22 protein-coding genes, 2 pseudogenes and 1 riboswitch are annotated in these 23,752 nt (G+C 59.3%); of the genes and pseudogenes, 11 read left to right on the top strand and 13 right to left on the bottom strand.

The genetic code is table 11. The features are described from left to right. The first annotated feature begins 1 nt into the window (after position 1). The 6 genes from AC5ZFO_RS30400 (at position 2) to AC5ZFO_RS30375 (ending at position 5,203) form a co-directional block, all read left to right on the top strand. Complete coding sequence (locus tag AC5ZFO_RS30400) at positions 2-1,159, top strand: sensor histidine kinase (protein ID WP_282519732.1); 1,158 nt, start codon at positions 2-4, stop codon at positions 1,157-1,159. Between the two features lie 657 nt (positions 1,160-1,816). Further along, positions 1,817-2,605 (top strand): alpha/beta fold hydrolase, encoded by a 789-nt coding sequence (locus AC5ZFO_RS30395; RefSeq protein WP_282519731.1) that lies wholly within the window; start codon positions 1,817-1,819, stop codon positions 2,603-2,605. Continuing rightward, complete coding sequence (locus AC5ZFO_RS30390) at positions 2,598-3,719, top strand: PAS domain-containing sensor histidine kinase (protein ID WP_496122951.1); 1,122 nt, start codon at positions 2,598-2,600, stop codon at positions 3,717-3,719. Before AC5ZFO_RS30395 ends, AC5ZFO_RS30390 begins: the two co-directional genes overlap by 8 nt. Positions 3,720-3,798: 79 nt before the next feature. Further along, positions 3,799-4,170 (top strand): response regulator, encoded by a 372-nt coding sequence (locus tag AC5ZFO_RS30385; RefSeq protein ID WP_282519729.1) that lies wholly within the window; start codon positions 3,799-3,801, stop codon positions 4,168-4,170. A gap of 177 nt (positions 4,171-4,347) precedes the next feature. Continuing rightward, the gene (gene hspD, locus AC5ZFO_RS30380; protein ID WP_282519728.1) at positions 4,348-4,806 is read left to right on the top strand and encodes a small heat shock protein HspD; all 459 of its coding nucleotides are present in this window, start codon (positions 4,348-4,350) and stop codon (positions 4,804-4,806) included. A 73-nt stretch (positions 4,807-4,879) separates the two neighbouring features. Next, positions 4,880-5,203: a hypothetical protein gene (locus AC5ZFO_RS30375; RefSeq protein ID WP_282519727.1), complete on the top strand. Its 324-nt coding sequence runs from the start codon at positions 4,880-4,882 to the stop codon at positions 5,201-5,203. A 296-nt stretch (positions 5,204-5,499) separates the two neighbouring features. Here AC5ZFO_RS30375 and AC5ZFO_RS30370 read toward each other — a convergent pair whose 3' ends face one another. The 5 genes from AC5ZFO_RS30370 to AC5ZFO_RS30350 form a co-directional block, all read right to left on the bottom strand. Then, positions 5,500-6,162, bottom strand: a complete 663-nt coding sequence (locus AC5ZFO_RS30370) for an HAD family hydrolase (RefSeq protein ID WP_282519726.1) — start codon at positions 6,160-6,162, stop codon at positions 5,500-5,502. 74 nt (positions 6,163-6,236) lie between these two features. Continuing rightward, positions 6,237-6,599, bottom strand: coding sequence for a response regulator (locus AC5ZFO_RS30365; protein WP_282519725.1), 363 nt, complete (start codon positions 6,597-6,599; stop codon positions 6,237-6,239). Then, a complete protein-coding gene (locus AC5ZFO_RS30360; RefSeq protein WP_282519724.1) occupies positions 6,596-8,500 on the bottom strand; it encodes a sensor histidine kinase in 1,905 nt (634 codons plus the stop codon). The genes AC5ZFO_RS30365 and AC5ZFO_RS30360 overlap by 4 nt, the downstream gene beginning before the upstream one ends. A 217-nt stretch (positions 8,501-8,717) precedes the next feature. Beyond that, positions 8,718-11,090 carry a hybrid sensor histidine kinase/response regulator gene (locus tag AC5ZFO_RS30355; protein WP_496122950.1) on the bottom strand — a complete coding sequence of 791 codons (2,373 nt, stop codon included), beginning with the start codon at positions 11,088-11,090 and terminating at the stop codon, positions 8,718-8,720. A gap of 556 nt (positions 11,091-11,646) precedes the next feature. Next, on the bottom strand, positions 11,647-11,847 hold the full coding sequence (locus tag AC5ZFO_RS30350; RefSeq protein ID WP_282519722.1) for a hypothetical protein: 201 nt from the start codon (positions 11,845-11,847) through the stop codon (positions 11,647-11,649). A gap of 189 nt (positions 11,848-12,036) precedes the next feature. On the opposite strand from AC5ZFO_RS30350, the gene AC5ZFO_RS30345 reads away from it, so the two are divergent. Continuing rightward, the gene (locus AC5ZFO_RS30345) at positions 12,037-12,303 is read left to right on the top strand and encodes a hypothetical protein (protein ID WP_496122949.1); all 267 of its coding nucleotides are present in this window, start codon (positions 12,037-12,039) and stop codon (positions 12,301-12,303) included. A 632-nt stretch (positions 12,304-12,935) separates the two neighbouring features. Here AC5ZFO_RS30345 and AC5ZFO_RS30340 read toward each other — a convergent pair. Then, positions 12,936-13,175 carry a hypothetical protein gene (locus AC5ZFO_RS30340; protein WP_282519720.1) on the bottom strand — a complete coding sequence of 80 codons (240 nt, stop codon included), beginning with the start codon at positions 13,173-13,175 and terminating at the stop codon, positions 12,936-12,938. A 455-nt stretch (positions 13,176-13,630) separates the two neighbouring features. Next, a complete protein-coding gene (locus tag AC5ZFO_RS30335) occupies positions 13,631-13,843 on the bottom strand; it encodes a cold-shock protein (protein ID WP_234685336.1) in 213 nt (70 codons plus the stop codon). A gap of 636 nt (positions 13,844-14,479) precedes the next feature. Here AC5ZFO_RS30335 and AC5ZFO_RS30330 point away from each other — a divergent pair. Then, positions 14,480-14,665, top strand: coding sequence for a hypothetical protein (locus AC5ZFO_RS30330; protein ID WP_282519719.1), 186 nt, complete (start codon positions 14,480-14,482; stop codon positions 14,663-14,665). 47 nt (positions 14,666-14,712) lie between these two features. Here the strand turns inward: AC5ZFO_RS30330 and AC5ZFO_RS30325 are convergent, their stop codons facing one another. Further along, entirely contained in the window at positions 14,713-14,880 is a 168-nt protein-coding gene (locus AC5ZFO_RS30325; RefSeq protein ID WP_254137897.1) for a hypothetical protein, read from the bottom strand. Positions 14,881-15,619: 739 nt separating this feature from the next. Here AC5ZFO_RS30325 and AC5ZFO_RS30320 point away from each other — a divergent pair. Next, complete coding sequence (locus AC5ZFO_RS30320; RefSeq protein ID WP_282519717.1) at positions 15,620-15,865, top strand: hypothetical protein; 246 nt, start codon at positions 15,620-15,622, stop codon at positions 15,863-15,865. A 108-nt stretch (positions 15,866-15,973) separates the two neighbouring features. Here AC5ZFO_RS30320 and AC5ZFO_RS30315 read toward each other — a convergent pair. From AC5ZFO_RS30315 to nhaA, 4 genes and pseudogenes are all read right to left on the bottom strand, one after another. Beyond that, a pseudogene (locus AC5ZFO_RS30315) lies at positions 15,974-16,736 on the bottom strand (SDR family oxidoreductase). Between the two features lie 232 nt (positions 16,737-16,968). Continuing rightward, on the bottom strand, positions 16,969-17,328 hold the full coding sequence (locus AC5ZFO_RS30310; RefSeq protein ID WP_282519716.1) for a DUF190 domain-containing protein: 360 nt from the start codon (positions 17,326-17,328) through the stop codon (positions 16,969-16,971). A gap of 9 nt (positions 17,329-17,337) precedes the next feature. Beyond that, complete coding sequence (locus AC5ZFO_RS30305; RefSeq protein ID WP_282519715.1) at positions 17,338-18,540, bottom strand: cation:proton antiporter; 1,203 nt, start codon at positions 18,538-18,540, stop codon at positions 17,338-17,340. 260 nt (positions 18,541-18,800) lie between these two features. Continuing rightward, positions 18,801-18,861, bottom strand: a riboswitch (Fluoride riboswitch). Positions 18,862-19,483: 622 nt separating this feature from the next. Beyond that, positions 19,484-20,836: a Na+/H+ antiporter NhaA gene (gene nhaA, locus AC5ZFO_RS30300; RefSeq protein WP_282520075.1), complete on the bottom strand. Its 1,353-nt coding sequence runs from the start codon at positions 20,834-20,836 to the stop codon at positions 19,484-19,486. A gap of 277 nt (positions 20,837-21,113) precedes the next feature. Here nhaA and AC5ZFO_RS30295 point away from each other — a divergent pair. After that, positions 21,114-21,390, top strand: a pseudogene (locus AC5ZFO_RS30295) (transposase); the annotation flags it as partial. A 1,205-nt stretch (positions 21,391-22,595) separates the two neighbouring features. Beyond that, positions 22,596-23,087: a septal ring lytic transglycosylase RlpA family protein gene (locus AC5ZFO_RS30290; protein ID WP_282519714.1), complete on the top strand. Its 492-nt coding sequence runs from the start codon at positions 22,596-22,598 to the stop codon at positions 23,085-23,087. Positions 23,088-23,145: 58 nt separating this feature from the next. Here AC5ZFO_RS30290 and AC5ZFO_RS30285 read toward each other — a convergent pair whose 3' ends face one another. Next, positions 23,146-23,634, bottom strand: a complete 489-nt coding sequence (locus tag AC5ZFO_RS30285) for a cyclic nucleotide-binding domain-containing protein (RefSeq protein WP_282519713.1) — start codon at positions 23,632-23,634, stop codon at positions 23,146-23,148. Positions 23,635-23,752 lie beyond the last annotated feature (118 nt).

The raw sequence follows: 23,752 nt of genomic DNA, 5'->3' as shown, positions 1-23,752 counted from the left end.
CATGACCGGCAAAGAACACCAGCCCACTTCGCATCTGAGGCTTGCGGATTTCATCCGACAAAACCAGCCCGCCATCATAAAGGAATGGACCGAATTCGCCCGGACGAGGACGCCGGCGAGCGACGGAATGTCGAAGCTGGCGCTCCAGGATCATATCGTCGACATCCTCAAGTTCGTGGCCAACGACCTGGAGTCCGAGCAAACTCCATCCGAACAGATGGACAAATCGCGAGGTCTGGCCGACAGCGACGGGCCATTTCGCCAGAGCGCAGCCGAGATCCATGCGGCGCTTCGTCTTGCGGACGGATTCGACATCGACCAGATGGTCTCAGAATATCGAGCCCTGAGGGCCAGCGTCGTCAAGCAATGGGCAGCCCATCAACAGAAGCTCGCCGGCACGGACCTCGAGGATCTCACACGGTTCAACGAAGCGATCGACCAAGCCGTAGCGGAGTCCGTCGCCCACTACACCAAGACCATCAACAATTCCCGGAATCTGTTCTTGGGGATCTTAGGTCACGACCTGCGAAGTCCCATAGGGGCGGCGTCGATGGCGGCCCAGTGGATGAAACGCGCCGGACCCACAGATCCGAGACACCCAAAGATGGTGTCCGATCTCGTCAGCACGACGGACCGAGCCAGCCGAATCCTCGACGACCTGTTCGATCTCACCCGCGCGTCTTTCGGAACCGACATCCCCGTCAAGAAAGCCCGAACCGACATGCTCTCGCTGTGCCAGTCGATCGTCAACGAACTGCGGAGCATACACGAAAAGCAGACGATCGATGTCACGCACGAGGGGGATTCGACCGGGCTTTGGGACGCCGCAAGGATGGGGCAGGTTTTGTCCAATTTGATCGGGAACGCGATCCAATACAGCGATGCATCCGGTCCCGTCACCGTGTCGATATCGGGGACCGATCCTTCAACGCTGGCCGTGAGTGTTCACAATGACGGTCCACCCATTCCCCCGCGAGCCCAGAAGACTATTTTTCAATCGTGGATGCGTGGCCAAGTCCAGGATACGGGTGAGCACTCGCATCTCGGGCTAGGACTCTACATCGCAAAACTTATCGTCGAGGCCCACGGCGGGGAGATCAACGTTGCCTCTGATGAAGCGACGGGCACGACATTCACAATTCGGCTTCCCCGAGCATAGGTTGTCCCACTGCGGCCGTTCCTACGATCCTCTTAGGGCAACCTCCGATCTGCGAGCGGCGCCCTCGGCGATGGCTGATCACGCTGCGCGAAAGAGGTCGGTATCGCTTTCGGCGAGTCGTGCGTGGGCAAATCAGTTGAGAAGGCGTAGGCTGGACCCATGGCTGATCAACACAGGAACTGCAAATGCGGGGCGGTTTATCGCAGAACCGAGGCGATGGCCGCAACTCGGGAATTGAGCAGCTTCGAGTGTTCTGTGTGCGGCGACACTATCGAGACATGGAATTCGGCTTGGGTGCCGACCTATCACCTGATCGCGGGCCCTGTTCGGCAGCCTTCCGGCCGTTAGCCAGCCCGTTGCCTGGCACGGAAAAACAATTGGGTGAACGATAGGGCGCACTTGCGGCAGATCAGTAAAGGTAGCGTTTTGAGTAATAAGACTCGCCCGCGGCCCTGCGCACGATTTTCGCAACTAGCCGGAATCTGCGCTTAACGGGGGCGTAGCCGGCCCGGAGGTCGGGGAGGCTCAATATCCCGCCGTGCCGTAACTGGCGAGGAACAAATGACGCTCGCGGCGCTTGGGTCTCGGGGCACACCGGTTTCCGAGTGGTGCTAGGGCTTAATTTCCCGTCCGATCGGCGGCAGTCCGGGAATTTGCATGGATGTGATGGCGAGAAACAACGTCCACGTTAGTGGGCGGGGTGATCGGGCTATGGTGTTTGCTCATGGCTTCGGCTGCGACCAAAACATGTGGCGGTTCGTGGCCCCTGAGTTCGAGAGCGAATTCAAGGTCGTCCTTTTCGACCACGTCGGCGCGGGCGGGTCCGACCTGTCGGCCTACGACAAATCGAAGTATTCGACGCTCCACGGCTATGCCGACGACCTGGCGGAGATCGGCAGCGCGTTGGGGCTGACGGACGCCATATTCGTCGGCCATTCCGTCAGCGCCATGATCGGGGTGCTGGCTTCAATCAAGGCTCCGGAGTTGTTCGGCCGGATGGTGTTGGTCGGTCCTTCCGCCAGATACATCGACGACGGCGACTACGTCGGGGGCTTCACCGAAAAGCAGATCGCCGAACTTCTCGAATTCCTCGAAGACAACCATATGGGTTGGTCCGCCGCGATGGCACCTTCCATCATGGGCAACCCGGATCGGCCCGAACTCGCCGAGGAACTGACCAACAGCTTCTGTCGGACCGACCCCGAGATCGCGAAGGCCTTCGCTCGGGTGACTTTCACCTCCGACAACCGAAGCGATCTGCCTAAGGTCACCGTCCCCACCCTAATCCTTCAGTGTAGCGAGGACATCATCGCCTCCGAGGAGGTGGGAAAGTTCGTGCGAAGCCGCATTCCCGGCAGTGAGATCGTTTTTCTCAAGGCCACCGGTCATTGTCCGAATCTGAGTGCGCCGGCTGAGGTTGTGTCGGCGATCCGAGCTTATGTCTGAGCCCGGATCCGACGACTACCGGGACCTGTTCGAGAACGCCCCTTGCGGCTACCTCACGATCGGTCCCGACGGACGCATAACGAAAGTCAACGCTACCCTTGCGTCGTGGACAGGGTTTGCCCCCGATAGATTTGTCGGCCAACGCCTTCATCAGTTCTTGAACATGGCGGGCCGTATCTACTACGAAACCCACATCGCGCCCCTGCTGCGGATGCAAGGGTCCTTCAACGAGTTCGCACTGGATTTCGAGACTGCCGCCGGCGAGCGGCTACCGGTAATCGCGAACGCAGTCGAGCGTCGCGATGCCGACGGCGGAGTTCTGTTCACGGCCCTGGTCGTCATTAAGGAGACCGACCGACGCCGCTACGAACGGCAGTTGGTGGACTCGAGATCTGAACTGCAGAAAGGGCTCACGAGCGAGCGGGAGACGGCGGAATTGCGCGAGCAGTTCATAGCGGTCCTGGGTCATGATCTGCGGAATCCGTTGGCTGCCATCAGCGCCGGCGCGAGGATACTTCAACGTTCGGGCGCCCTCCAGAACCAGAAAGAACTCCGCGTCCTGGACATGATCAACTCGACCGTCACCAGAATGTCGGATCTGATCGACAACATCCTGGACTTCGCGCGCGGGCGGCTGGGAGGCGGCATTACTTTGCATCGAGCCATGCGGCCGCTGGAGCCGGTACTCGAGCAGGTCGTCGACGAATTGCGAACAGCCTCTCCACAGCGCGCCATCGACACCCGCTTCGAGATAGTCGAGCCGGTCAATTGCGATCACACGCGGATCGGACAACTTGCGTCCAATCTTATCGGCAATGCCCTCACCCACGGAGCGCGGGACATGCCCGTGCGCGTGGGTGCGAAAACGAATGGCGATGAATTCGAGTTCTGGGTCGCCAACGTAGGTGAACCCATTCCAGAGGCGGCCATGGAGAGGCTTTTCGAGCCGTTCTTTCGCGGCGACGTCCGCAACAGCCGACAGGGTCTCGGGCTGGGACTTCATATCGCTTCCCAGATCGCGCAAGCGCACGGGGGACGGATCGCGGTGACGTCCACGCCGGAGGAAACGAGGTTTGTATTCTCAATGCCACTCGCCACGACCGCGCCGAATTGAATGAGTGCGAATCCTTGGTCACAAATCCTTCGGAACAAATTCTGCTTAGGCCGCTTGAGCCGCAGAGGATCGCAATTAAATGTCGAGTTTGAAGCCTGTCATCCTAATCGTCGAAGACGAGTTTCTGTTGCGGATGGATTCCGTCGAGGTGATCGAAGAGGCCGGGTTTGAGGTCATCCCGGCGGGGAATGCCGACGAAGCCATCGCGATCCTGACCGCCCGCTCCGACATCCATTTGGTCTTTACCGATATCCAGATGCCGGGTTCGATGGACGGGCTGAAGCTCGCCAGGTTCGTCCGGGACCGTTGGCCGCCAATCAAGATCGTCGCGACGTCGGGCCATGTGCGGGCCGCGGACAAGGATCTGCCGGAAGGCAGCGTCTTCCTGCCGAAACCGTATCGTGAGGCCGAGCTCATCGCGACGCTGCGGAATTTGACCGGGATCGCCTGATCCCCTGACCCGATCGAATTTTTTTGTCTCCCCTCTTGAAACCAAAACCGGTTTTGCTAATTTTTTCGGCGTCACCTTCGCGTGGCGTCCGAGGTGCCCTCCGGGGCCTCGGATTTGAGACGGGCACCGGTCGTGTCCGGTGCCTCATACCCATCTTGCTCTTTGGAGAATTTGGCTATGCGCACTTATGACTTCTCGCCCCTGTTCCGGTCGACGATCGGCTTCGATCGTCTGTTCGACCTCGCCGAAACGGCTCAGCGGGCCGCCGAGGAAAGCTATCCCCCCTACAACATCGAACGACTGGCGGAAGACCGCTACCAGATCACGCTGGCGGTGGCGGGCTTCTCGCCTGATGAAGTTTCGATCACGGCCGAGCAGAACGTCGTCACGATCGAGGGCGGCAAGACCGAGAAGGCCGAGCGCGAGTTTCTCTACAGGGGAATCTCGACCCGTCATTTCAAGCGCCAGTTCAACCTGGCCGACTACGTCCAGGTCAAGGGCGCGGCGTTCGACAACGGTCTATTGAAGATCGAACTGGTCCGGGAAATCCCGGAGGCCATGAAGCCGCGGCGCATCGCCATTGCCGGCGCCACGTCTTCCAACAACGTCCATCAGATCGAGGCCAAGGCGGCCTGATTGATCCACCTGGAGAATGCCGCGCGTCGTGCGACGCGCGGCAACTGGCTTCGTCTAAAGAATGGAGGATACCATGCGGCCGACGACCGCTTCCGACGACAACGTCATCGACTTGAACGCGCTACTGCATCCCGGCACGGTGTTCGACCACCCGAGGGACGTGCTGGCGGATTCTTCGCTTTCAATCTCCGAGAAACGCGCCATTCTGGCCTCCTGGGCGTCCGACGCATCGGCCATAGCCTCCTGCCCCTCGTTGCGAGCGCCTATCGGACTTAAAGCGCCGGTCGCCATCGACGAGATACTCGAAGCATTGTGCGAACTTGACGGCGGCCCACGCAATCCACCCGGAGGCAAGCCCAACCGTCTCTGTTCGACATCAAGACTTCTCGCCGCTTGAGGAGGAGGTCGCGATGGATAGCATTGCCTTGCCCAGAGACGTATTGAACCGCATCGAGCGTCGGTGGATGGCCAAGTTCTCGCAGGTTCCTTCTCGTCAACCGTCCTCAATGCTTGGCGATGATCCACTCCGATCGCCGCGAGTCCGGCGACTGCTGGAGGGATCCTTGAAACCTCCGACGGCGATTAGAACCGTCCAACCAAACTGCGCCTGAATCTCCGGCGTTACAGATCGCACGATCGACCTCCGGGTACTCTGCGAGTCCCGGAGGTCGTTTCATTACGTGCGGGCCGGGTCTACCGCGCGAGCAGGGAGTCTTCAAATCCAGCGAAAAGCGATGCAGGTCCGGGATACACATCGATGCATCCAGCGTGCCGCAGCGAGCTTTCGGTGAACCCACCACAAAGCAGGCCGATGGTCGCAACCTTCGCCTTCCCCGCCGCGATGGCATCGTAAGGCGTGTCGCCGATCGCGACGGCGTCCGAACCTTCAAACCCGAGCTTTTTCAGCACGACCTCGAAGACGTCGGGCGACGGTTTTGATTCTTCCACATCGTCGGACGATGTCGCCACCTCGACCAGATCCGAGATGCGTGCGATGTCCAGGTACGTCTCGAGTTCATCCTTTTTTGCGGATGAAGCGACGGCAATCCGAAGTCCCGCATCGCGCACTCGCCGCAGCAGGTCCGGAACGGCCGAAAACGGTCGCACAAGCGGCAGATACTCCGTCTTGAAACGATTGGCGCGCCATTCCTCCAGATCCTTGCCGTGCTCACGTTGTTCGTCCGAGGACAGGAACACGGGAACGAGCTTGTCTCCTCCCTTGCCGATCTGGCTGCGAGCCTGCTCGAAGCTCACATGGTGGCCGAACTTGACCATCGCTTCGTGCCAGGCGAGTGCGTGAAGGTCCACCGAGTCGAGAAGCGTTCCGTCCAGATCGAAAATTGCGGCCTTTGGCAACTCAAGTCCTCCTCGATAGGCGCGAGCAAGCGCAAGCAGATTTCATTCCCCGAACCGCACCCGCCCATACAGGATTAACGTGGCGGAAGCCGCTCAATCGCTTTTTCAAGGTCGGCCAGATCGAACGGCTTCTGAAGGACGATGCCTTGATGACGATACTTCGGATCGACTCCTGCGGCGCCGTATCCCGTGACGAACACAAAAGGCACGCCGCGCTCGATAAGGGCGTCGGCCACCGCAAACGACATATGGCCATCCAGATTCACATCAAGGACTACGAAATCGATTTCCGAAGTCTTAGCCAACTCCAGCGCCTGGGGCAGCCGCATCGCCATCGCGACGACCTGATGTCCGAGGTCGGTCAGCATGTCCTCGATCATGAGCGCGATGGTCATCTCGTCTTCGACGACAAGCGCCTGGAGTCGTCGCCCGCTCATCGATCCTCACCCGCGTAGGGATCCAAGGGAGCGTCGATTCGGAAGACGACGCCTTCCGGCCTGAACTCAAGACGAGTGTCGCCGCTCAATTCGGCAGCCAGGCCGCGCTCCAGCAGACGGGATCCGAAGCCTTTTCGCACAGGCTGAACGACAGGCGGACCGCCTTCTTCCCTCCACTCGAACGCAAGTCTTTCTCCCTTGCCGGTCCGCACGACATTCCATTCGATGGTCACGGTCCCGTCCGCTCCGGACCAGGCTCCGTACTTGGTCGCATTCGTCGCCAATTCGTGCAGCGCCATCGAAAGCGAAATGGCCGATTTTGCTGTCAGTCGGACCTCCGGTCCTCGAACAATCCGCCGCTTCGGGGCGTCGGTATGATGCGGCTGCAGCACCTTTTCCGTGGCGTCCCGCAGGGACGCACCTACCCATCTCTCCCCTGTGAGCAGATCGCTTGCAGTGGCCAGGGCCTTTATGCGCGCGCTGAAATTCGCGTGGGCCCCGGCCAGATGCTCGGACCTCGGGAACGTCTGGGCCGCAATCGCCTGCATCATCGCAAGCGTATTCTTGACGCGATGGTTCAGTTCGTTGATCACCAGACGAAGGTGTTCTTCGGCCTTGTTACGTGCCGTCACGTCACTTGCCGCGCCGAACCACTCGACGATTTCGCCCGTGCCGTTCAACAGCGGCACGGCCCGCGAAAAGGTCCAGCCCTGCGAGCCGTCCTGGCGCCGGATGCGATGCTCCAGTTGAAAAGGCTTTTTATCCCGGACGGCCTCCGCTATGGCGGCCTGGACCAGAGGCTCGTCTTCAGCAAACAAATACTCTTCCATCCACGCGATCGATGGCCCGTCGGCGTCGGCCAGAAATCCGCGTCCGTCGAGTTGACGCATTTCGCGCCAATCCGGTGACATCCGGTAGACTGCGTCCGATGTCGCATTGATGAGCGCGCGAAGACGCTCCTCGCTGGCCTTGACTTGCGCCTCGGCAGTCGCGCGCTCCGTGACGTCATGGCCTTCCGCGAAGATGCCGGCGATCTCGCCGGACGACGAACGGACAGGCTGGTAGATGAGATCGAGGATGCGGGTTTCCATCTCAGCGCCGCGCTGACGCTGGAGATGCGCGGTAATGCCTCGTCCGACGAAGGGCTGGCCGCTTCGATAGACGCTGTCCAACAAACCAAGGAAGCCCTGAGAATCGGTCTCGGGAATCGCTTCACGGACGGATTTCCCCACCAATTCGCCGCGGTCCCCGACGAGACCTCGATAGGCCGCGTTGGCCAGCGTAAAGACATGGTCAGGCCCGCTCATCATTGCCATGAAGCTCGGCGCTTGTTCAAACAGGTCTCGGAGAAAGCTCGACTCGGCGGACAGCCGCTTGTTGGCCTCCTCAATCACGGCCTGTTGTTCTGCCAAAGCCCTTTCGGCCTTCACCCTCGCCGTCGTCTCCACCACGATGGCGAGCACGCCTTCGGGTTTGTTGTCTTCCCCAAGCACCGGCCCGTAGTTGAGGTCCATCCAGACCTGTTCGGCGACGTTGTTTCGGTACAGCGTCAATTCCTGATCCTTGAACGATAGCGTGCCGCCGGCGAGCCCCACTTCGAGCACCTTCGCATTGAAATCCGCGACCTCAGCCCAGCCCTCCAAGACCTTGGAGCCCAGGAGCTGCGGATGTCTCTGACCGGCAAATTCCGAATACGCATCGTTGTAGATCATGATGCCGCTCGGTCCCCACAGCATCACCAGCGCCAGGGGCGACTGCAGCACGATATTGGTGGAGGTCCGGAGCGCGGGCCCCCAGCCTTCGATCGGACCCAGTTCAGTGCGAGACCAATCGAAGGCGCGGATGAGCTTGCCCATTTCACCGCCGCCGATCGGGAAATCGCCCTGAAATCTCGCGTTCATGCTGACCTGTTCGAATGCCGTCCGGCCCGAGCCGAGGGGCGGGCGGGATTGAGGAACCCAAAAAAGAAGAGGCACGGGGGCGGGGTTTTGTTCCCTATAGGCCACTAGCCGCGTCAGTGCGAGAATCCGCGTTAACGAAATGAAAGGCTGAGAGTGTCCACAGGGAATCCGAAGAGGCTGCGGCAAGCGCTTCCGCTGCGAGGCTATCAACACCTGTTTAGGGTCGCGCTTTTGCCTGCAGCGCATTTTCGAGGCTGCGGTGCAGAGTTTCCGGCGCATAGGGCTTCACGACGAGCACGGCGTCCAAGAACTCAGCTTCGGATTTGATCCCGCCGTCACCTGTCGCCACAACAATGCACAAGTCAGGTCGCAGCGCGCGCGCGTCCTTCGCGAGTTGCAGGCCAGACACTCCGGGAAGGCCAACATCGGTCACGAGGATATCCACGGCAGCCTCATCCAGGGCCTTCAAACCCTCTTCGGCCGAGCTGGCCTCCATCACCTTGCAGCCCAAATCGTTCAACATCTCCGTCGCAGTCAGGCGGATCAGTTCGTCGTCTTCGACGAGCAACACGGTCGCACCCTTGACGGCGTCTTTCCGTGTGGGCTGACGCGATTCCGTAGCCGCGAGACGCCGTTGAGCATGGTTGGCAAGCACATGCCTGGTCTTCCGCGCAAGCGCTTCCCGTGTATAGGGCTTGGCTAGAAGCTCCACTCCCGGGTCGAGCCGTCCCCCGTGCACGATGGCGTTCTGCGTGTAGCCTGATGTGAAAAGGACTGCGACGTTGGGCAACCGCTCCCGGGCTTTTCGCGCCAACTCCGGGCTGCGCAGAGTGCCCGGCATCATCACGTCGGTGAAGATCAGGTCGATTGGTATGCCGCTGTCGACGATGGCCAGCGCGGCCACCGCATCTCTCGCCTTCACCACGCGGTAGCCAAGATCGGAGAGCATCGAGACAGCGACCTCTCGCACTTCATCGTCATCCTCAACCACCAGTACGGTTTCCTCGCCGCCGTTGATGTCACCGGAGGTGGCACTGACTAGCGTATCCTCGACCGCCATTTCTCGCGGGAAGTATAGCTTCACCGTCGTTCCGGCGCCGATTTCGCTGTAGATTTTGACGTGTCCGCCGGATTGCTTGAGGAAACCGTAGACCATGGCTAGGCCGAGGCCAGTGCCCTTGCCTTCCGCCTTGGTCGTGAAGAAGGGCTCATAGACCCGCTCCAGGATATCTGACGGAATGCCGCTGCCCGTGTCGGTTACCGCGATCATCACATATTGCCCCGCAATCAGATCATCGTACTGGCGGACATACTCGTCGTCCAAGAAGGCGTTGCTGGCCTCGATGGTCAGCCGACCTTGGCCGTTCATCGCGTCGCGGGCGTTGATCGCGAGGTTGAGAATGGCATTCTCGAGTTGATCGGGGTCGATGAGGCTGTTCCACAGCCCTCCGCCGACGACCGTCTCGACCTCGATTTCCCCGCCGATGGCGCGACGCAGCAGGTCATCCATGCCTTTGATCAGGCGACCGACATTCACGACCCTCGGCTCCAGCGGCTGGCGCCTCGCGAAGGCGAGCAACTGGGTAGCAAGTTTCGATCCCCGCGCGACGCCGGCCAGAGCGCTCTGGACTCTCGTCTCCGCTCGGGCATTACCCGCGATGTCCTTGCTGAGCAGTTGCAGGTTTCCGCTGATCACTTGCAAGAGATTATTGAAGTCGTGCGCTACGCCGCCGGTAAGTTGGCCGATCGCTTCCAGCTTCTGGGATCGGATCATCGTTGCTTGCGCGGCCTGGAGCGCGGCTTCCGCCTGACGCCGTTCTGTAATGTCACGGGTCACTTTGGCGAATCCTACGAGCTTCCCGTCGTCGTCTCGAATCGCGTCGATCACCACATGCGCCCAAAAGCGAGTGCCGTCCTTTCGGACCCTTTGACCTTCGTGCTCCCAGCGTCCTTCGCGGGCTGCGGTCTGCAGGCCTGTTCGCGGGAGGCCCGCGGCGCGATCCTCTTCGGTGTAGAAATTGGAGAAGTGGCTACCGATGATCTCTTCGGGAGCGTACCCTTTGATGCGCTGAGCACCAGCGTTCCAAGTCGCCACGTTGCCTTCCACATCTAGCATGTAGATGGCGTAGTCCGTCACACTTTGGACCATTAACCGGAACTGCTGCTCGCTTTCGCGTAATTTAGCCTCGGCCGCCCTTCGCTCGGTCAGATCCCGGGTGATTTTGGCGAAACCTACAAGCTCGCCCTTAGGCGAACGGATCGCGTCAATGATCACATGGGCCCAGAACTGCGTGCCGTCCTTGCGCACACGCCAACCCTCGCGCTCGAAGCGTCCTGTTCGCTCCGCCTCCTCTAGTGCCAAGGCGGGCACCTTTTGCTCCCGCTCGGTCTCCGTGTAGAATTTCGAGAAGTGGTGCCCTATGATCTCCTCAGCCTCGTAGCCCTTAAAGCGCTTCGCCCCTGGGTTCCAGCTGGTGACACGCCCGTCGCGGTCCAGCATATAGATCGCGTAGTCGGTGATCGCCTCAACAAGAAGCCGATAACGCTCCTCGCTGGACTGTGCAGCTTCGAAGCCGTCTGAGTTTTCCATTCGGGTCCTATCCAGCCCGCCGATAGCTGGAGTGTTGGGGTAAAACAATACTAGGTGGCTTGAGTTCCATCGTTACGGCTACGGAGCTCACCTGTGGTATTTGTTCACGCTGTGCTTAGGGCGCGGCCTTCCAGCTTGCCACCAAACACGGACATGCGAGTTTGGCGAACGTCGAATAGCTGCTTGAAAGTTTGTCATTCATATCGGGGCACGACGTTGGCGCGGCTCAGCCATCACTTTCTCGGCCCGCGACGACAGCGACGCAAACACCGCCGGCGAAACTATTCAGAGATAGTGATGAAAGAGGCCAGCGGGCGGCCTTACTCTCGATCCTCGGTCCAAGTGCGCTCGCCGCACTGGCATTCGAACACGCGAACCGTGATCCCACGCAAGGAGTCCATCATGTTATGGACGAGCTTGGGTTGAGCACCGCACTTGCACCGCCGGTCCTCTTGCGTTTTGAACCCTGAAAATTTGTCGCTGCTGAAGTAGTTCATGCTTCACCCCTGCCAGAGGTGAATCACTAAGTCCCAAAGTGGACATTTGTTCCCATGATCTATTTCGGCGCTTGCAATCCCGGCGATGTCAGCCATTCGCTCATATGCGAGCCGGTCTCGGCCTGTCTGGCTTTGCGGAGGAGGATTTCGCGCTCACGGCCCTGAGGGAGGCTCTTAGCTTGCTCTCTCAATCGTTCGGCTTCTAGGGCGAGGCGTTCTTCGAGGGAGGTGGTTTGTTTAAGCCGGCGGCGATGCATCATGACTGGCGTCCTGCGTACGGTCCTAACCGTTGGTTTTGCAGTCAGAAATTTAGCCAACCTCGCAGGCCAGTGCCATTAACAAATGTTGGAAAACTCCAAACAGGCCAGCGCAATTCTCAAACTAAACCACTTTGCATGAAAACCGGCCAACTCCCTTGGTGTATGAGAAAATTCCGGCGACCGGGCGAAATGGTCTGGGCAGCCGCCACGACGACGGCGCAGTTCGAGCGGTTGCGAGCCGTGGTGGCGACCGGGATACAGGAACGGCGCCTCAACCAAATGGTTGATTTCACCGCCTCTGGTGCCGATTCTCGCAATGCAAAACAGAATTTCGGTGTTGATTTTACTGGCAGCTTACTGCTGGCCCTCCGAGGCGCGTTGCTGCTTTGGGGCCCGCTGAGTGTTCGTCCTGATCGGGCTGCCCTCTTCACACTTGGCTCGGTGTCGATCGATTGAGCGCGGCTATCCCACGTCGAGTTGGGTGAGTTTTTGCGTCACGGAAGTGGGCCCGAACAGCAAGCATTTGCGATTGATCGGAACGCTGGTGGAGGTACCGCCTTTTGCGTGACAGGCCTCAGCAGTTCGCAGATCATGCGCTGGCCGACGCAAACGCCCTGGGTGCGGCACGCGCGCATCTTGTGGCTGCGAACGCTCGAACTTACGAGTCTGAGCGTCATATCGACATTCGCGCGCCTTTGTCACACCTGGTCCCCTTGAGGCGGCTTTTCGCGCCGCGCGCTCAGGACATTTTCCCGATCGATCAACCGCTGAAGGTTACTGAACGTACGAAAGCTGATCTTCCGTAACGACACGCTCGATCTTCTCGGACTTGCACTTGATGCGGTACCTAACTCGCCCATCGGATTCGATGGGCATATGCTGTACAACGGTGTAAATCACCGGCCGTTCAGTTCCGGCCCGTCCTTGTGGACCTTGGGGTTGGTGACGAACGTCTTCATTGAGCTTATACGCATAGGACACGTGTTTACCTTTCGGTTGCTGCTGCTCTAGCGGGGCTGGAATGCATCCTGTTGCTTCCGGATCCTAGTCGCGCTTACGGGCGGACCATTTTTGCCTTGGCCGGTTCGCTAATCCTCGAGTATGGATTTTGTAGCGTCGAATATCTGTTCCGCTGTGCCCTTGATGGTGCCCTTCGCCCACGCTTGAAATACGGCCACGTAGGCGTTCCTGTAAGCCTCTTCATCTGCAGAAAAGTAGACTTCGTCGGTGGCAGTATCCAGGACGAGCGCTCCTTTATCGATACAGATTTCCTCGACTAAGACCAGGCGCTCTTCGTGCTCGGCTAGATGCCGCTTTACAATGCTCATTTGATCTCCTGCTTTGCGGCTAACCCTACCACATTTGTCGAATTGCACGCCGCCCAAGGCACACACGAATGTTTCTTGAAGAGGTTGAATAGGCCAACCAAGCCGAGGGAGCGAGCTTGACAACCGAAAAATAATCCCCGCCAGCGGGTACTCCTGCAGAACATCGCCCGCAGTTGAGTCTCAACAGCCTTTGCTGCTCTTTCTCCAGGGATCGAACTACGAGTCAGCCATCCAGCGATCCGGGGTCTTCTCGAACTCATCCAAACTGCTTTGTCAGCTCTTCTTCCGGCCACCGCGATGATTGCGAAGCGAAGCCACTGACGAGCTTGCTTAAGCAAGCATCGCTTTGATGGGTTCAATTAAAAACCCCGTTCCCAATGATTTGGAAACGGGGCATGACCACAAGCTCTGCCAGTACATCCGCGGCGAGAGCGACAGGTCTGTCGTGCTCTTACTTAAGCGGCAGCACGAAGATTTTCGGCGGCGGACTTGCCCGTGCGACGGTCTGCGACGACGTCATAAGACACCGTCTGACCTTCGCTGAGAGTGCCCATGCCGGCGCGTTCGACTGCGCTGATATGAACAAAGACGTCGTTGCTGCCGTTTGTCGGCTGGATAAAGCCGAAGCCCTTTTGGGTGTTAAACCACTTCACTGTACCTGTGTTCATCAAGTCGTCCTTTCGTATACGCGCAGGATCTGGCGCGCGTAGTTGCGGCCAGTGTTCCGGTCAGTCGATGTTGGAGAATGTCTGAAACGTGCGCGCCGTCAGGAGCTGAGGCGAAAGCGGAACAGTTGTTCGGCCAGTATCGATGTTTGAAACAATACACCAGCAGTTGAGAAACTTCAACAAGAAAGCCAACGGTGCTCTTCATCACGCTTAGTTGGATTTGTTCCGAACCTGGTGACTGATTGCGGGAACGCCCTCTGGGTGCTGGGAAATATAGCGGCTCCTCGCCTACACAAAAAATGACAAGGTCGGCCGAGGCTGGCGACTTGAAATGCTTCCGCGAGCTTCACTTTTTGCGCACTTTCCTGCATAGTTCGGCATGGCAAAAGTCAAAGTGAGTTTCAAACCCGTCCGTAACTCTGAAGGCGACTGGGCTATCGTCGCGGAGTACCCAGGCGCAGAACCCCGAGAAATTGCGGGTTTCACAAGCAAGACGGAAATTGACGATTGGATGAATGGAGAGCGTCGGATCGCGTGGCTCCGATCCCAGGGTTACGCGAAGTGACTTGATGCCTCCTTCCTCCAACTATCTTTGCAGGGCGATATGGCCCTGATCAATGAGGCAAGGATCTGGTAATGACCGAACGGAAACGCTCCGCCCAGCAGCAGGTAGCCGATGAGGCGGACCGCAAGGCGCAGAACCCAAACGGAGCGCGGCAAACGATTGCGGACAGTCAGGCCGATCCAGAGTTCCAAGAAAACCACAAGCGTCTCAGAGCGGAGCGGTTAGCGCGAGAGGTCGAGGGTAAGAGTGGCAAATGAAGCATCTTGAAGTTCATTTGAGGGATGTTCTTCCCCTTGGTGCTCGATCAGCGCTTATCTGCCGTTTGTCTGTCGGCTTTCTTCTCGAGCTCATCGATTCTGTCGAGTGCGCTGCTCAAGAGCTCGCCCAACACCAGCAGGGTTGAGTAGAGCTGCTGCGACATACCGGGTGTTGCAGCATGTATCACTCGCTTTATTTCTTCTCGCATTGCCATGGTTGTTCTCGCAGTGCCTTCGTGATCGGGGCTAAGGCAGACGCGACTTCGCGGCCCTGGAACTCAGGTGCAAGTCGATGTTATTTGCGGCGATCCTGCTCAATCCGGTTGGCAGCCGCGAGCTTTCCCTCGATGTACGGCTTTAGATCACCAACCTCTTTCTCGATGGCCTCTCGCGTGATGTTTTGATTCTTGGCCCCGTCAACGAGGCGCCCAACCAATACGTCCACGCTTTGTGAAGCGCCCGGTGCCCCGTATTGCTCCGCAGCGTGAACGCTATTCTCGATCCAAAAATCAATGTACGCGTGTCGCCGTTGGCATGTGAGGTCCTGCCAGGATCGAGTCGACGTTTGCTGGAGCGTAACCACCTGCAGAGCATGGAGCAAGGCGGCATCCCGAATAGCAATTCTAAGCTTAGGTTCCGGTTGCGGGCTTTATCTTCAACCTCACCGGCACTAGCCTATTTCCGGCCTCAGCGGCGTTTTCGCAGTGGTCTGTTTCGCGTTCGGACGAATGAACGGATATGACCGATTATCGTTACCGATCTGTCGGCGTGGCGCGGTCCGAGGCGACGGCCCGGAGTCGGTAGGTCGCCACCTTCGAGTGCTCGGTTTGCAGCGCGACCATGGAATGTTGGAAGACCGCTGGGTGCCCACCTATAGGTTGACTGCCGGCCCTGCCCGACTTCCTCGACTCGTTAGTTATTGCAACTCTCAGCATGTCCCCGGATTGACCATCAATGGCAGAGTCGTTCGGCAATTCGTTCACTATCGTCGAGGTGACATCGGACGACACGCTCCGGCCCACGAAGCAGATGTGGCTGGCCTTAGCCAAGCCCAAGCAAGCGTTGACGTTGGTTCTCGCTGCCGTTCCGGAAGGCTGGACAGCGGAAGTTGTGCCAGCGGTTCTCACTGAAAAGCAGCAAAGGATGTTCGAGGAACTGAACCTCGAGCCCGGCGACGTTTACAGGATCGCTCCAGAGTAAGGCAGCTTCAGTGGGCGGCGCCTTTCGGGCGGCGTCTGCATTTGGGCCCTTTGCTGTCCTTAGAGAGTGGCGGCTCGAGGAACGCTGTTGAGCAAGAGCCGGAAGTATTCAAGACTCCGGAATCGCCACGTCGGTCATGTCGCCAAGCTTGTCAATGAGTTTGTCCTGAAAACCGGGATCCGCTGCTTCGCCGGCCGGCTCGTGATGCCAGTAGCGCCCGCTGACCTGCGCGGCAGGATAGTCGCTCCCCGCCAGCCAGGTCTGGGTCTTCTGACCAGTCTCAACATCGACCGGGGCGCCCGCGCCGCCCATGCTGGTGCGCGCCCAGCCGGGATCGATGGCGTTGCTCAGCAGCCTCGGCCAGCGTCGCGCCAGGGCGTACGCCAGCGCGACGACGTGCGGCTTGCTTTCGGCGCAGGCCTTTCCCGAATCCCCAGGCCTTTTCGCTCAGTCGAGGTCATCTAGCGAGCCCTCTCCTCCGCGGTGCAGTCCGCTGCTGAGATACACCAACCGGTCGGCGCGCTTGATCAATGCAGTCAGCATGTACGGCGCAAGGGTGTTGATTGCCAGCGTGACGGCATGACCTTCCGGCGTTGAACTGCGGCTCCGCTGTGCATAGACGCCGGCATAGTGGATGACAGTCTCCATGCGCCCGATCGCGTTGACCTGGGTCCGCGATGCACCTCGTTTCGGCGCCGCTCTGCAGGTCCCCAACGACAACTCCCTCGGCGCGCGACGCGAGTACTTCGAGCGCTGCGATGCGATTGGGCGAACGCGCGTGCAACACCATTCGATGTCCCTGATGGAGGAGGGGATGTGCCGCGGCCCGGCCAAGACCGTCCGTGCTTCCTGCGATGAATGCGATCGCCATGCGGTGCTGCTCCGGATGCCTAGGATGCACTCCACGAAGCCCGAGCACTAGGCCGAGTACCCATAAACCCGGCGGCGTGATGCGACTAAAGCAATGTCTGCTTTGCCCCTATAGCGACCGACTTCGTGTGGCAGCGCAATATGTCGCGATGGGCCAGAACCGAACATCGGACAGCAGAAGAGAGAGTTGATGGAGAGCAACTGTTAGGAGCTGTTCGACCAGGCGTTCCAAATCATGGTAGATTTGCACGCTCCTTAAGTCCCTCCTTCCCGTATTGCAGCACCTGTACCTTCTCCAAGGTGATGAGCCCGCTGGCCATCATTGCGTCGAGCGCCGGCAAGAACTCGTTGATCTTCGCCTCGGTGTCCGCAATCTCCACGACCACCGGGAGGTCATAGGAGAGCCGAAGCACTTTAGCCGTATGCATTCGGCTGGAGTGCCCGAAGCCCATCGGCCCTCGGAGCACCGTTGCCCCTGCCAAGTGCATCTCTCGTGCCCTCAGCACAATGGCCTCGTAGAGCGGCTTCTGTTCAAATCGATCATCCTCGCCAAAGAAGATGCGCAGGAGCATTGCGTCCTTCGGAACGTCCATAACAGCCTCCTACACGTTACGCGGTTCTGGAACGATTGGCCTTTCGCGCTCCTCAGGTTCGACATCTGGCAAAAGGTGACGCGGAAGGAAAAATGCATTGGCAATCAAGGTCGGCACTACGGCACTTCCAATGACGGCCGCCACGAGTGCGGAGTATTGCGCCTGAGTGATGATCCCGTGCGATAAGCCGAACAAGGACGAGATGGTGCCGAATGTCAGCCCGGTGGACATCATCAACGTCGTGTACATCCCCTCCCGGGGCGGCGAACCGAAGCTACGGGTGACGGGATAGACCCCTGAAATCTTTGTGACAAGCTTCACCGTGAGCATAAGCAGGAAGGCGCCCGGTGCAGCTATCAGAGCAGGCACCGAGACGAACGATCCCGCTCGGATGAAGTAGAAGGGCGTGAGAAAGCCGAAGCACAAGGTCCGCAGCCTTCGGATCAGTATGTGATCTTTTCCGACGCTGCCCGCAAGGATCATGCCGATCAGATAGGCTGGGAGCACGGCTTCACTATCCGCCCAAGCAGCAAGGCCACCGAGAGCAAACAGGAGCAGCAATAGGTACTTGGTTTCGAGTTCGGAAGGGCGACCACCGTACAGGCGGAAAAACTGCGTCGTGATCCACGGCAAGAAGATCAGCACAGCTCCGCACACGCCCACAAAGATCAACGTTTTGATAGTGAATGGTGCGAAGATGAGGCCCAAGGTCAACACCGTGCCCAAATCTGTGACGAAGCACGCCGCGAGCACGACCTTTCCGTACTCGGTCGCGTTGAAGCCGAACTCAAGCATGACCGCGTATACGACGGCTACGGATGTGGTGGACATGGCGACGCCAGCGAGCCAACTCGCCATGGTGTCCCACCCGAGGAGATACCGAGCTGCCATTGCACAGAGGAGGAATGGGACAAGGAAGCTGATAAGCCCGATTGCACCTGCCTCCTTCCAGCGTTCGCGGAAGACAACCGGATCAAGCTCGGCGCCGGCCAGGAACGTGAGCAGGATTGCGCCGGTCCCAGACAAGAACTTCACCCAGGTCTGGTCGGTACCCAGCATGGCCGAACCTATCGTCGCACCGATTGCGAGTTGGGCGATTGTGCCGACGACGATTTCGGACAACGCAGTAGCTATACGGAGCCAAATGGAAACCAAGGTGGCCACAAGCGCGAGGCCGAGCCACAGCGCAGCCAAGGTCCAGATTTCAGTCATGGTTCTCTCCCGGCCGTGAGGTTGACCGAGCGCTGTCGCGCTTCTTGGTCGCGCGCCACTCAGTCCCGGCGAATGCGGAGCCAATAGCTGCGGTCACCCAGATGAGTTCGCCGTCATACTCAAGCCAGTAGGCTAGCGCGCCAACTACCCACAGCGCACCCACGAGCCACATTGCGATAGACAAGGAAGTTGGAAACCCAGCCATTGTTCGCCCTCTCTCGGGCGCTGCTGGGAGCGAAATGATCCCTACCGACGCCCTGCGTCTGGTAGGAGCCATCAGCCTCGCGGCGGTTGTCGGGGGACCCCATCCCCATCAAACATTTAGCCCGATATTAGGTTGGATGGACGAGGCGTCAAGTGCTTTGCGTGAGATGACCGTTGTGGGTCAAGGGGCGCCGTTTCGACCAATCCGGGGCGCTTCCGGTTTGCGCCTGGCTCCGGACATCCCGCTGCGACGCGCTAACGGAAGCGATGGGCCATAAGGCGACATCCCCCAGCATCGCAACAAGGGAGCCACAAGATCCATTCTCAACCGAAAATGAAATAGAGAAAGTAGAGCGAGTAGCCGATCACAAGGACGCCCACTAATACTGAAAGCCAGAATAGAAGTTTATCATCTTTCATTGACGATCTACCGGCGGATCAAACCTTTGGCGAGATAGCGAAGTCCAATAGAGCCGATTCCTGACGAACAACGGGATAGCAGACAGTCAGATCTCCCCGCTTTGGGTTGAAACAAGCCGAATAGCGGCAGGACCTTCTATGTTGGCGCTAACATAGTTTTGCGCGGCCAAGATGAGAGCTTCTACGGCGGATCGATTGTACGAGGGATGCTTCGGATTCAGGTGCAAGCCAGTTTCGACGATCATCACCTGGGTAATCCCGGAGGGTAGAACTTCAATGGCGAATGATACGAAAGATGTGTGCGGCGCTTTGAAGGACATTAGAGTCCCCTTCCCTGACGTCGAACGTAGATGACGCCCCAGCCAAGGCCTAGTATGGCGGCGACAAGCGAGCCGAGGAGCACCCCCAGTTTCGCCGCCCTCAACAATCCCTCATCGGAGAAGGCGAGCATCGAGATAAAGATCGACATGGTAAAGCCGATCCCAGCCAGCAGGCCGACCAGACAGACGCCACCCCACGAAACGCCCGGAGCAAGGCGACACCAGCCGAATCGTACCGCGGCCCAAGTCGTGCCGACGACGCCAAGCGGTTTCCCAGCGATCAAGGCAAGCGCAGTGCCCATCATCACCAGATGGCTCCCAGCGGAGAGATCAGCGCCTGCTAGGCTGACGCCGGCATTCGCCAGCGCGAAGATCGGCATGACGCCGTAAGCCACCCACGGATGCATTGCCATCTGCACCCGCGACACCGGCGGCAATATCTCGCGGTGAGCTACGCGAAGGTCTCGCAGCGGTTGCTCTAACAGGTGCGGATCCCCTGCCTTCACCGCATCGCTGCTTCGCAACTGCTTGAGCGCTCGCGACACTACTTCCAGCGGCGGCTCTCGCATCGGTATAGCGCGTACCGGAGTTATCAGCCCGAGCACAACACCTGCCAGGGTTGGATGGATGCCGGCTACCATGAACCCAATCCAAACCAAAGAACCCGGCAGTACGTAAAAGGGCGCAGAACCGATCCCAATCCGCTGACATCCCAAAACCGCGAGAACACCAATCGACGCAATGATGAAACCGCCCAGCTGAAAGCTGGCGGTGTAGAAGATGGCAATGATCAATACCGCAATGATGTCGTCGATGATCGCCAGCGCAAGCAGGAAGACCCGGACGTTGACCGGGATCGTTCGTCCAAGCAGCGCGAGCACCCCAACGGCAAAGGCGATGTCTGTCGCGGTTGGCACGGCCCAGCCCTGCCCTCTAGCCGGATCGCTGTTGAGGGTCAGATAGATGAGCGCCGGGACGATGACGCCACCAGTCGCCGCGACCAGCGGCAGAATGGCTTGGTCGAGTCTGCTCAGTGCGCCTTCATGAACCTCGCGCCGAATCTCCATGCCCACGACGAGGAAGAAAACTGTCATCAGCGCGTCGTTGACCCAGAAGTGCAGCGATTGGGAAAAAACGTATCCTCCGACACCGATTGTGAGCGGGAGGCTCCAGAAGGCGTGATAGCTATGATCGAACGGAGAGTTGGCCCAAATCAGTGCAGCGGCAGCGGCCGCGAGGAGCACGGCACCGCTGACAGCCTCAACATGCAGGAACCTGTGAAGGGTGCTGAGGGCTTGTTCCGCCAGCCGCTGGGCTCTCGGCAGATCGTCGAATGAACAGCTATCGTTCATGGGCACGCGCTTTCCGCGTGGCGGCCCGACCATCGCTCAGCCTGTCGCTGCTCTATGCCAGCGAGCACCCGAACGCCGTTATACATGGCGATGGCGACAATTCAACCTCGGAGGAGTGATCGGTCACCAATGTCTGTTCTGGTCATTTTCGACGCATTTGGCAGAGATTGAGGGCTGGTTCCGCTCCTGTCCGTAAGCGCCGTACCAAGAGCGGGCCAGGAGCGTCGCGTTTGGCCGGACTGCCGCGATTCAAACTCCCGAACTGGGGGCTCGAATCATGCGCTTCCAACTCGCCGACCATGAATGGACCGGCCATCAAGCCGATGCTGCCGAACAAGCCGCGTGGCGTTCCTCGGGTGAACGACAGACGGGTCCTGAATTGCATCTTCTGGGTCCTCCGATCAGGAGCACCCTGGCGTGATCTGCCGACGGCGTTTGGCCCATACACCACTTGCTACGACCGCTTCGTCAGGTGGCGGCGGGCCGGTGTTTGGGGCCGCATCACAGAAGCGCTTGCCACTGCCCATGATGCCGCTGTCCAGATGATCGACACCTAAATTGTCCGAGTGCATCAGCTCTCCTCTCTAGAGAGAGCAACAACTAATGCGACGAATTTGCGTTCCAGATGACTAGGGACGCTCGCCTGTCCCGCGAAGGTGAGTCTAAACAACGGCATCTCCGACAGTGGCTAACTCGCGCCGAATGTGATAATCAAGGTCACATGGTGGCACTCAAGAGTGCCACACAAAGAATGCTCGTCGGACCGAAAAGTTCAATAGAATCAACGCTCGCCAGGATCTTTAACTCAGTTCAATCCTGTCTGGCAGCACCATTCTCTGGCTCACATCACGCACAGATCAGCATTCTCGCGGCACTTGGCGCCCGAGTTTTGCTCTCCTCTTTCGCCCTCTTCCGTGAAGAGGGCGCAGGGAAGGCCGGGTGCCGGCTGGCACCCATGATCCGCCGCGCCAGGAACTTGCACACGCAAATGCGCAGGCGGGAAACAGGTGGGCCGGAAAAACACCCGGCCTTCCCTGCGCGATGGTCTGACGGCTTATGCGCGCTCTCCCCGGAGCCGAGTTCCTTCTGGCCTCCGTCGCCTCGCGAATTGGCGATGCCTCGAAACCCGGTAGAGCCCCGATCCATCTCCGCAAGGCTTGACCGTAGCAACGACGGTCAGGACCACGCGTTTTCGCCGTACGCAGCCATCCAGCTCCGCCCAAGGGCTTCGCCGGACACAGGCGCCGTCCGTTCCGCACGCAGTCAAGGCCCTCACGAGGTTCATCTCGCCCTGGTCCCGCATTCGCGTGCCCGGCACTGCCGCGTCCACCGCACCCCGGCCCACGTTCGCGACGACGTACGATCGCCCCTCTTCTCGGGCCGGGATGGCGGAGAGAATGCCGCAATTCCGAATTTCGGTAAAGTGGAATATTTTTACTGCAGAGGATTGACGGGTTTGTGCGAGCGGCGGGTGTGTTGCCCGACGCATCAATTAGCGCGAGCGTGTCGGCTTGTGGCGACATCGCATTTGTCACTCGCCGCAGGTTCCATCAGGTCATGCTGCTGACGCATTCTCTGTCTTAGTCGGTGACAACCTAAAACACTGCGTGCGGACCGCTCTGGTTCGCACATCGGTTCCGTAGCCAGGGGTTGGCTCGAATCCGCAAAGCATTGGTGCAAGTTCATGAACGCTTCCGCGTTCGCTTGACCATGCTTGCGGTAGCGGAACCGGACGTTCGAAAAAATCACAGGAGTTATAATGCTGTTCCGCTCGAGCGCCGCAATTTGCGGCGCCCTGGTTGCGCTTGCCGTTTCTGTTCCCGTTGATCGAAGTGAAGCGTGTGAAGTTCACTCAAGCGCCGTCGTCGATGCCGCCTCCGGGGAGGCGGTCGTCGGCGCCGCATCCATGTACAATCCGTTCAAGCCCGGCAAGGAGGAGGGCGGTCCGAACACAGCCTCCGGCGAGCGCTATGATCCCTCTGTCTGGGCGGCTGCCATCAAGACGAATTTGCGCGGGAAATTTGGTGGAGTCCAATTTGGCGCGAAGCCGAAATATGCCCTGGTCGAGGCCGTCGGCAAGAAGGTCATCGTCAAGATAAATGACGTGGGGCCATTAAGGCCCGGCCGCATCATCGACCTCAACGAGCGGACGATGCGCCATTTCGATCCAAGCCTGGAGCGCGGAGTCATTGTTGGCGTAAGGGTCAGCCCACTTCCCGGGGACGATTGGATCCCGGGACCGGTGGGCTGAACGTCCCGCGCGAAGTGGCGTAGCCCGGATGGCGCGCAAGCGTAATCCGGGGCCACATTCATCGCGCAGGAATTTCGTCTTCGCCCGCCTGGTGTCCGGTGAGGCGATCGTCGGCGCGGCGCAGTCGCCGGCATAGCTCGCGATTGACGTTCTGCAGGACGATCACATAGGCGTGGATATCGGCCTTGTAGCAAGCGTAGAGCTTTCGCGCCGTCAGCTCGTACAGCACCGTCGGACTCTCCGCGACCACCGTGGCGGAGCGATTCTGCATTTCAATCAGCGTCATTTCACCGAAGAAATCGCCAGTCTCCAGAACGGAAATCGGGATGACGCTTCCCGAGTTCGCCTGCTTGCTCACCGCCAGCCGGCCGGATTTGACGATGAACAGCGAGCGTCCCGGCTCGCCTTCCGCCACGACGGTCGCGCCGGCATCAAAGCGGCACTCGACCAGCATCGAAATCAGCAGGTCGAGGCTCGGGTCCGGAAGACCGCCGAAGAACGGTGTCGCGAGCAGGAACGTTTTCAGCTCGGGGGCACTGACAACCATCGCGCTAGGATACGCCCCGTCGCTATCTGCGGCAAGCAGAGCAGACGTCGGCGGTGACGACGCTCAGCGTCGTTCGAACAATATGACCAGCAAAAGTTTCGCAGGATGGGTAGAGCGA

The organism is Bradyrhizobium sp. Unk1 (genome assembly GCF_059512345.1).
The sequence above is the reverse complement of the archived record's forward strand: the minus strand, read 5'-3'. Positions and strand labels throughout refer to the sequence as shown.